Raw genomic sequence first — 8712 nt, forward strand, 5'->3', positions numbered from 1 at the left:
TAAGGACGAGAGTGAAGTAGATCCAGCACCAGTGGCTCTAGCAACAGTGGATCCAGCAGCAGCACATAACGAAGAAAATCCAAAAGATTAATCAATTCCCGCTATTGGGTTTACCACCATTCATCCCGATAGCGCGGTTCGAGACGGCTACCTAAAGGAAAATATAATGAAAAAGTCAACAATATTAGTTCTTTTACCTGCCCTTTTAGCTTCTTGCACAACTAAAGTAGAACCTACGAAAGAGAAGGAAAGACTTACAGTAGTTGAATTCTTTAAGGCTCTTGATATTGCAAACTTAACTCCAAAAGAGAAAAAAAGGTTTGAATATGCATTAGACGACTATGGCTATGTTAATAAGGACGAGAGTGAAGTAGATCCAGCACCAGTGGCTCTAGCAACAGTGGATCCAGCAGCAGCACATAACGAAGAAAATCCAAAAGATTAATCAATTCCCGCTATTGGGTTTACCACCATTTATCCCGATAGCGCGGTTCAAGACGACTATTGAGGACTTCCTCTCCTCTGTAGTTGTTTTCCTATTAATACACTACGACGCTGGATAGAAAATATCATCGGAGGATTGCGGGCTATTGAATCTCTAATCTTAGACAGCAATCTAAGATTATTGCTGTAATGCTTTAATGATAGGCAAGACAGATTTTGAAAAATAAATACCACTACAGGATATCTCCTAAAACGGATACGGCTATCAGGTTTTTTTTATTTCCCTGATGGCCGTTTTTATACCAAAAATAGAAACAAATTAATGGCTGTCTTTTCCAATGCGTAGATCCATGATCGACGAAGAAAAAAGAGAGAAAGCTAGAGCCAATAGACGGAAATACCGCCTGAATAATCCCGATAAAGTTAAAGAAATCACCCGGAAATACCGGCTTAACAATCTGGATAAGAACCAACGAAGTCGTAAGTACCGTCTGAAAAATAAAGATAAAATTAAAGAAAGCCAACGCCGAAGCTATCTTAAACGGTATAACAAATCTGAAATAGAGATCCCAAACAATCCAATGGACTACACAGCCAGCGAAGAAAGTAAAGAGCATAACAACGTTCTACGAGACATCGAAAATATGTTCGAAAACTGAGAAGTTTTACAGCTCAAATTTGGGCTGTCAGATTTTAAAGGAACATATACAAAAAGGGGTAAAATATATCCGTGTTACCATCTCCCTAAAAGGGAATCTTTGATTTTAGTCTCTGGTTACGATATAAATTGGAGAGCTAAAATTATAGACAGATGGGCAGAATGAGAAGCTTCTAAAAGACAATAGATTAAAGTTCAAAAGACCCCATCTGCTACAACAATTATGCGGTTTCATAAACATCTTGAAGAACTAGCCAAGCAGGCAGGACTAAAAGAGAACCAGCTTTTGCTTAAGGTTAATCAAGGTATTGTAGGCATAACTGGAGTTAATCGGTTAGAAGCTATTATGGGTATTGAACACCTATCCTCTTCAGACAACGATGAATATCTAAATCCTACGAAGATTGGAGCAAGATTAGATACCCCGATCAAACCTGCAGAAGTCAACATACTTTTAACAGAGCTCGGATTGCAGGTTAGAAAAGCCGACAAAAAAAGGGATATATGCCAACACCTTATGGCGGACAGTTAGGCGCTAGAATAATGGACGTCTCTCAAGTCCATACTGGCGGGATCAGTTCAACAGCTCAAATGGAGTTTTAGAATCATTCCCTATCTTCAAAAAGAAATCAATCAAAGGGCAAATGAACATGCTTAATTTTATCTCTGGCTTTGTAACGTGCCCAATACTTGCCTTTATAAGGTTTAAAATCCTAATAGAATGGAGCGGAGAAAACAAACAAAAACAAAGGCTAACAAATGAGTAAAGAAAACAATACATATGATGTTAATGCTCCATCGGTCATATTGCATCTCAGTATGGTACAAGAAGTCATTAAAAGAATGGCTAACAATAGTATGTCTATGAAAATGTGGTTTAGCACTGGCATCAAGATCATTGTCGCTTACGTTACATCTTCAAACGCTTTCCATAGGTTTGTTGTCTTTAGTTCTTACTGTTATTTTTGCGGTCTTGGATATTAAATACTGAGCGTTAGAAAGAGGCTTCAGGGTTTTTTCCTATAGTGATTTTGTGTAAAAAATCCATCACAATACCATAAATGACGATGGTCTTTTTCTTATTGAACCTGAACAACATAGCTTTCAAAGTGTTGCAAAATCATTCTCAGTGCGTATTTTTTATATAATACCGATCCTCGTTTCTCTATTTAGTTAGTATCATATATGCTTAGGGAATGAATTGGAGAGGTTGAAATGAAAATAGCTCATGGAATTAAATCGCATGTTATAACCAATCTCCCTTATGAGCTTAAAAATTGGTATAAAACATATGCCAGTGATAAAGGCGAAGAGTACTGCATCGGAGTAATAGAGAATAAAATCAAGGAAATTCGTGAGATATACGCTAAAAACTACGAATTATCGCCATCAGAAACCGTGGACGTATATCCTGATACTTTAGGATTGGCAAATGAAGTGTTGCAGATTTTGCAGGAGCGTTATCGGAATAAAAAGGAAAGAAAGCTCTCTAAGATTTGTCAAAAACCTCACTAAAGGGACAAAATAAAAACGCCACAAGCATGCATGGAGCTTATGCTCCTCTGTAATCTTTGTTTCTGCTCAGGTTTGAGAGTAGTATGCGGTTAATAATATTACGTGTCGTTTTCCTTATTTTTATATTTTGTAGTAATGGAATCGTAAATATTTAATCTGAGATGATACAAATAATCATATTCGTATTCATATTTGTCGGATACGGACACGTGTTTAAGGTGTCTTTTTAGCACCTCTGACATATATCCTCTTCCGCAAGACGGTTCTAAGCAGGTTAAATCACTTGTATTTTCCCTATTTAAAACGTATCGCATCAAAGCCCTCCGTGTCCCAAGCAGGAGTAGGGAAATCATCTACGGTATTAAGATTTGGATTTCTGTTAGACATCAAATATGTAGACTGACAGTCAATCATTGACAGCTCTCACACACGTCATCATCACAAGACTTATTTGCTTGAGCAGTATCCAAATCCCAATCTTCCTTTGTCTTGGTGTCCTTTTCTACCCTTTGGTCTTCTTCCAACGCAAATTTCCATTTCACTCCTAAGTTGTAGGTATAACCATAACTATCACAGGTGTTTGTTGGTTTCTATAAAAAATATTGTACATTAGTTAAATATTTTAATTAACGGTATTTAATTAATGTACAATACTGTCCCGTATCTAAAAACGGATATCAACTGTGTATAAACTGCATAAGAAGCGTAAGAAGCGTTAGGAGGCGAAAATGGGGTACGATGAGAATGACGAATACGTCACTCAACCTGAGCAGTTGTTAGAAGACGCCGAAAGAGCCTTAGAGGCTCATGACAAGGTTTGCGATCCTGTCATTGAAGAGTTGCAAACAAGACCTCAAAGAAATCAATGAAAGCTTTTTATACGTGATCAATCGAGATGAGCTAGCAAGCGATCGTCTTGCCTCTGTTGAAGATGCGGAATATTCCTTGTCGGAATTTCAAAAGACAATGCTTAAATTACAGAAGATTTTGATTGAACGCGCAAAGATTGAAAGGGAAGCCAATGAGGGGAAGACGCTATTCCTGTGAAGACCCCTACGAAGATGCCAAATGGGATTATTGGGCTGCGCAAGGGTATTAAGAATTAATAGGAGGCAATAAACGACGGGAAAATTATCCAACATTTCATGGAAGAGGTTGAAAGGGCACATGAGATTGAAGAAATGAAACGCCCGTTGGAATACCGACCGACCATCACCAATAAACACCAAGGAAAATGCAGATGATTGAAGCTACGATATCACAAGCTATCAACATCAAAGACGCACAAATATTAGTAAACATAAAAACTGTTTATTATTTTGTCTTTTAACGAAGCCTTTGCAAGAGATAACCCGATAACCCCAAAATAAGCATAAAGAATAAGTATTTTTGAGGATAACGCCTAAAAAGTAAGACTAAGCCTTTTGTAAGTCATTGAAAACGCTGAGTCCAGTTTCGTCTTATTTTTACATAAGTGATTGATTTTAGGTAACAATGGCGGAAGGAGTAGGATTCGAACCTACGGATGGTTTCCCATCTCTGGTTTTCAAGACCAGTGCCTTAAACCGCTCGGCCATCCTTCCATATAACAAAACTATTACGATAATATACTTTTAATCTAAGAATGCCTCTATCAATATACAAGCTTTCTCAATATGCAAGAGAATTTTATGGTATAAACACTCAGACTTTGCGATCTTATAATGTTTTAAAGATAATTTCCAGAACAATTTGTCACATCTCTCATCAAACAAGCATATGTAATAGAAAAATCACAGTGATGCATCTTATCTCTTTTAAAGAGATTCTTTGCAAAACAAAATAGGAACATAAATCCATTCCTCTCATATCAATATAGGCATAGTTTCTGGAATTCATAGATTATTCAATTGCATTCAGTAAGTATATACTAAAATTTACGGAAGAGAAATATAGATACGCATCCGAAAAAATCCTAATCTCTTCTTATGCATAGAACGAAGCTGCAATGGCATTTAGTTATATGCTAAAATTGACAGAAGAAAAACGTCAATGCTCATCTCAAAAAAAATCTCCCACCTATTTTAAAAGGGTAAGGGATTTAACCAGAAATCAATATAGGTATTTTATCTTATATTCTCCAACAATAACTTTGGCTATTAACCATCCACGTCCAAGATAGCCTCTTCCTTGATCTTTAGAAAACTGTTGTTGCTTGGTCAATTAAATCGATCATTTAATCTAAAAAACCTAGTAATGAGTTGTATCTGAGATAATTGATATCAAAAAACTTTTAGAAATCTGATTGTTTTGTGGAAAAATGATTGCCAAGCTTTTCAAGCTTCAAGCCTTCTTTAGAAAACTGCCATCTTTCTGATAAGATCCTTTATCCAAAGACTTAAAAACTTAAAAGGGAAAAAATCAAGGTTTAGCTTAATCCCTCATCCCCCTCATCTACCACAAAGGCGATGGATTATTTTAAAAGAACCGTCAATTAACTTATCGAGATCCTTTAAATCTCTCTTAATTTTAATAACATTTTATATCGGAAATGATCAGCTGATAAGTTCTTCTGATCCATATGATTTTTGAAGCACAGAAGAACCTCTCATCCCAAAATAAAGACCCATTGTTATGATCATCAAGGAAATGGACAACATGACAAAGGTCAGCGTCATAGGATATGAACCCATAAAGAGAGCAATCAAAATCGGTGTTGTTGCTCCTGAAACTGCAAAGGCAGTATTATGCGACAAAGAAATCCCCGAATATCGCACTCTTGCAGGAAAAAGACGAACCAAGATATACGGAAAAGCTGCTGTCATTCCAACGAAAAAATGGGTGATAGAATACAGAATAAAAAGCCATTTTTCCGTTAAAACTCCCAATCCGAGGCAACTGTAAAATATCGCAGATGAGACAGCTAATAAAAATCCCCCGCTGATCAAGAACTTACTAGGAGAAATCCGATCAATTAACAAACCAGAAAGACACATACCTATAAGACAGAAGAACACAGAAATCAGATTGGAAGTTACAGCCGTAAATTCGTTAAAAGCATACTGTTTCTGCAAGAAAATTGGTGTCAACATCGTGAGAACCATAGTGCCAACTGATGTAGACCATGATAAAAGAAAAGCAATGATCGTTGATGATAGATGTTCATTCAACACGTTTTTGAGTGGAAATTGATACTGCGCAGCTTTCATGTTTTTTATTTTTAAAAACACGGGTGTCTCTAAAATACAGCGACGCAAAACAATAGAAATCAAGCCAAAAAATCCGCCGATGATAAAAGGAATACGCCAAGCATAAGATAAAACCTCTTCTGGACTAAAATAATATCGAAGAATAGTTGAAATCAGCGCCCCAAAAAATATACCAAAATGCAGTGCTGTAGCTACACAACCACAGGAAAACCCCACACGACGAGCAGGAACATGTTCAGAAATAAACGTCCACGCTCCAGGGACTTCACCACCGATAGCTAGACCCTGCAAAATGCGCAATACAGTCAATATTATTGGAGCTGCAATACCAATTGTTTGATAGGTTGGCAGAGCTGCCATAGCCAAGGTAGCAAAAGCCATCATAAAAATAGAAATGGAAAATACGCTCTTACGTCCTCGTATATCTCCAAAATGCGACAATACAATACCACCAAAGGGACGGGCTATATAGCCTGTTGCAAAAATTCCAAAGCTCTTAAGCATAAGGATTAAATCTGAAGTGCCTTCTTGTGGAAAAAATAGTTTGCTAATAGTCGGAGCTAGAAACACAAAAATGATAAAATCATAAAACTCAAGGGCGCCACCAAGAGAAGAAAAGAACAGGTTTTTATGGTGGTTTTTTAAAGAGTATTTCAATGAGTTATTTTCATTGTGACCAGCAGACATATTTCTATACCTTCCGTACATCCAAAGCGATTGTTTTAATAAATAATATGATCAAAAAAATAAGTTATTGTTTTTACAAAATATTTTTATTTATTGAGTTTCACACTCTTTAAGGAGAGGAATAAAATATATTCCTCTCCTTAAAGAGATACAACTCTAAAATTAACCTGATACCAATATTTCGAAAAAAATAATATAAAAAATAAAGCAATATCAATGGCTTCATTGCCCTGAACCCAGAATCAGATCTTGTGGATTTTCCAGCACCTTTCAGATTAATATCCGTACCTTTGTAAGCCATTTTTTAGAGATTCCATCGGTGAGTAAGAATCCTAAAATTTGTTAAAATACGAAAGAGTTAAGAATATGACGAATGTTATAGAAAAAGAAAACAAGCTCTCATTCTTGTCTAGAATATTGTATCATACTATGAGAGCCTGGCTATTGATCAACTTGAAAATAAAATCGACAAGTTTTCTGATAAGATGGGCGCATGCTTTGAAAAAGTAGACGCACGATTTGAACAGCTTTTTAAAGAGATAGGAAACGTTCCTGTTGAAATGCGAAACATGATTTGGAAAATACTCTCTGTGATTGCCGTTATCATGACAGTTTCTGCTGGATTGCTAAGGTTTTCTACTGGATTTGAGACTTTATAGAAAATCGAAAGAGTAAGAAAATATCATTGACTAAAGGACAAATGGATAATCTACCACTCTAGTCCCCTCCTCTTCTCCTCAATGTTATCTGTGTACCAGAATCCTCAAAACACAAGCGATTTTTTTGAGCAGATTATTTCTGCAGAGAACGAAGTCAGTGCGAATAAAAGGTTGGTTGTCCATCATGCCTGCCTTTGAGCATCCATAGTTCTGGAATTTTGGTATGGAGAGCAAAAATAACACACGGCATCATCATCATGAAGCTCAAAGGAGAGTTATTTTACATGCTGTTTTAAAAACAGCTGTCGTTATGGGGATTATTGGCGTAATAACGCGGCTAAAATGGAGATAAGATTATAAACGCGAGATATCTACACTCGCAACTTATTATAAGACAGAAATGCGTTACTCTTTAACAATGATCTGGTATCCACTTTGCGTAATAGATTTTCCAATATTCCGGAAAGATTCAAGAAAAGCAAAAATATTGTGTATATCATAATAGTGATTGGGAGAAGAGGCGCATGTTTTCAACAAATATTGCCCTTTCTTAGGCGCATGAATGGATACAGTAAATATTTTGATAGATTTTTCTTTGGCTTTTGCGCATATTTTAAGAGTTTCATCATCATCTTTTGCAAGATTATTAACTCCATCTGTCATAAATATAATATACTTCTTGGATATCTTTGGTATTTTCTTCCGAAATAGTTTTTTGAAAAACTGTTCTTCAGGCATCAAGTGCTTATACGCTTTCCGCATTGCAGGATAAGAATTTGTTCCTGTGAACAGGATAGCTTCCAACTTGTTTTTAGTGTCTTGCCTTATTTTTTCTGTTCCCCATGAAGGATGTAATTTTTCTTCAATATGTTTAGTATATTTGATCATCCCGATGTAGAATTTTTCTTTTGCTTTAGGAAAGAGATCAATATCATCAAGCAAAAGAAACATGGCTTCTTTAAGGGCATTAATCTTCGATTTCTTTTTGTTTTGTGGGCAAATATTTGTCGTAAATTTTTCTGGATCCTCATCCATAGGACAAGTCATTGAACCGGAAACATCCACTACAAATTCTAAAGCAATCGGATCTTGTGCCTCTTTTTTATCTAGTTTTATCAATACAGGAATAGAAACCACTAAACGACGTATATCGTTTTTAAAAATATCTCCTAGTAAGTTAAAAGTATACTCATAAAATAATTTTAATCTTATACTATAATACGTGAAATTATTTGACGAAGATGGTGCTTTAGACCAATCATCTTTCTTGGATCGGACGATAGAAATTTCGGCATTATTTATTATAGAAGAAATCCCTTCCCGATGAAAAAGTTTGATAGGCAGCAATTCTTTAAGATAGTTTTTGATGACTTTTTTTGTATTGTCTATTATAGCCCTTTCGCTACGATCTGTTAATGGCATATTCAAATGGCTAAGATACGACACCATCTGTGCCGCTCCAGCCAATGTAGCTGCATGACCGGAATCTTTCATATGCACTTTTCTAGTATGTAAATCAAATATACTAATTGCAAAATAAACGACTGGAACAATCACAAGT

General features: G+C 36.0%; 12 protein-coding genes and 1 tRNA gene. 9 read left to right on the plus strand and 4 right to left on the minus strand.

Annotated features, from left to right (window positions below):
* Positions 1–166 precede the first annotated feature (166 nt).
* Positions 167–445 (plus strand): hypothetical protein, encoded by a 279-nt coding sequence (locus H0G72_RS05105; protein WP_182017703.1) that lies wholly within the window; start codon positions 167–169, stop codon positions 443–445.
* A 56-nt stretch (positions 446–501) separates the two neighbouring features.
* Here H0G72_RS05105 and H0G72_RS05110 read toward each other — a convergent pair whose 3' ends face one another.
* Complete coding sequence (locus tag H0G72_RS05110) at positions 502–678, minus strand: hypothetical protein (protein WP_182017704.1); 177 nt, start codon at positions 676–678, stop codon at positions 502–504.
* Positions 679–794: 116 nt separating this feature from the next.
* On the opposite strand from H0G72_RS05110, the gene H0G72_RS06145 reads away from it, so the two are divergent.
* The 6 genes from H0G72_RS06145 to H0G72_RS05140 all read left to right on the plus strand — a co-directional run bounded on the left by H0G72_RS06145 (position 795) and on the right by H0G72_RS05140 (position 3664).
* On the plus strand, positions 795–1103 hold the full coding sequence (locus H0G72_RS06145; protein WP_220456123.1) for a hypothetical protein: 309 nt from the start codon (positions 795–797) through the stop codon (positions 1101–1103).
* 222 nt (positions 1104–1325) lie between these two features.
* On the plus strand, positions 1326–1634 hold the full coding sequence (locus tag H0G72_RS05120) for a hypothetical protein (RefSeq protein ID WP_182017705.1): 309 nt from the start codon (positions 1326–1328) through the stop codon (positions 1632–1634).
* A gap of 227 nt (positions 1635–1861) precedes the next feature.
* Positions 1862–2086: a hypothetical protein gene (locus H0G72_RS05125; protein WP_182017706.1), complete on the plus strand. Its 225-nt coding sequence runs from the start codon at positions 1862–1864 to the stop codon at positions 2084–2086.
* Between the two features lie 231 nt (positions 2087–2317).
* Positions 2318–2617 carry a hypothetical protein gene (locus tag H0G72_RS05130; protein WP_182017707.1) on the plus strand — a complete coding sequence of 100 codons (300 nt, stop codon included), beginning with the start codon at positions 2318–2320 and terminating at the stop codon, positions 2615–2617.
* A 728-nt stretch (positions 2618–3345) separates the two neighbouring features.
* Positions 3346–3486 (plus strand): hypothetical protein, encoded by a 141-nt coding sequence (locus H0G72_RS05135; protein WP_182017708.1) that lies wholly within the window; start codon positions 3346–3348, stop codon positions 3484–3486.
* A gap of 13 nt (positions 3487–3499) precedes the next feature.
* On the plus strand, positions 3500–3664 hold the full coding sequence (locus tag H0G72_RS05140; protein WP_182017709.1) for a hypothetical protein: 165 nt from the start codon (positions 3500–3502) through the stop codon (positions 3662–3664).
* 448 nt (positions 3665–4112) lie between these two features.
* On the opposite strand, the gene H0G72_RS05145 is transcribed toward H0G72_RS05140, so the two are convergent.
* Positions 4113–4200 (minus strand) — tRNA-Ser (locus tag H0G72_RS05145).
* A 951-nt stretch (positions 4201–5151) separates the two neighbouring features.
* Entirely contained in the window at positions 5152–6492 is a 1341-nt protein-coding gene (locus tag H0G72_RS05150; protein WP_182017710.1) for an MFS transporter, read from the minus strand.
* Positions 6493–6977: 485 nt separating this feature from the next.
* On the opposite strand from H0G72_RS05150, the gene H0G72_RS05155 reads away from it, so the two are divergent.
* Both H0G72_RS05155 and H0G72_RS06325 read left to right on the plus strand, forming a co-directional pair.
* Positions 6978–7151, plus strand: a complete 174-nt coding sequence (locus H0G72_RS05155) for a hypothetical protein (protein ID WP_182017711.1) — start codon at positions 6978–6980, stop codon at positions 7149–7151.
* Between the two features lie 223 nt (positions 7152–7374).
* The gene (locus H0G72_RS06325) at positions 7375–7503 is read left to right on the plus strand and encodes a hypothetical protein (protein WP_259345160.1); all 129 of its coding nucleotides are present in this window, start codon (positions 7375–7377) and stop codon (positions 7501–7503) included.
* A gap of 53 nt (positions 7504–7556) precedes the next feature.
* Here H0G72_RS06325 and H0G72_RS05160 read toward each other — a convergent pair.
* Positions 7557–8712, minus strand: a 1156-nt coding sequence (locus tag H0G72_RS05160) for a vWA domain-containing protein (protein ID WP_220456124.1), incomplete at its 5' end; no start/stop codon positions are given.

This window comes from Candidatus Liberibacter sp. (assembly GCF_014048425.1).
Lineage (GTDB): Bacteria > Pseudomonadota > Alphaproteobacteria > Rhizobiales > Rhizobiaceae > Liberibacter.

What these genes read in the sequence shown, in the direction of transcription:
- H0G72_RS05150 (WP_182017710.1), bottom strand. Translation starts at nt 6,492, where the DNA reads ATGTCTGCTGGTCACAATGAAAATAACTCATTGAAATACTCTTTAAAA.
- H0G72_RS05135 (WP_182017708.1), top strand. Translation starts at nt 3,346, where the DNA reads ATGGGGTACGATGAGAATGACGAATACGTCACTCAACCTGAGCAGTTG.
- H0G72_RS05155 (WP_182017711.1), top strand. Translation starts at nt 6,978, where the DNA reads ATGGGCGCATGCTTTGAAAAAGTAGACGCACGATTTGAACAGCTTTTT.
- H0G72_RS05125 (WP_182017706.1), top strand. Translation starts at nt 1,862, where the DNA reads ATGAGTAAAGAAAACAATACATATGATGTTAATGCTCCATCGGTCATA.
- H0G72_RS05105 (WP_182017703.1), top strand. Translation starts at nt 167, where the DNA reads ATGAAAAAGTCAACAATATTAGTTCTTTTACCTGCCCTTTTAGCTTCT.
- H0G72_RS05120 (WP_182017705.1), top strand. Translation starts at nt 1,326, where the DNA reads ATGCGGTTTCATAAACATCTTGAAGAACTAGCCAAGCAGGCAGGACTA.
- H0G72_RS06145 (WP_220456123.1), top strand. Translation starts at nt 795, where the DNA reads ATGATCGACGAAGAAAAAAGAGAGAAAGCTAGAGCCAATAGACGGAAA.
- H0G72_RS05130 (WP_182017707.1), top strand. Translation starts at nt 2,318, where the DNA reads ATGAAAATAGCTCATGGAATTAAATCGCATGTTATAACCAATCTCCCT.
- H0G72_RS06325 (WP_259345160.1), top strand. Translation starts at nt 7,375, where the DNA reads ATGGAGAGCAAAAATAACACACGGCATCATCATCATGAAGCTCAAAGG.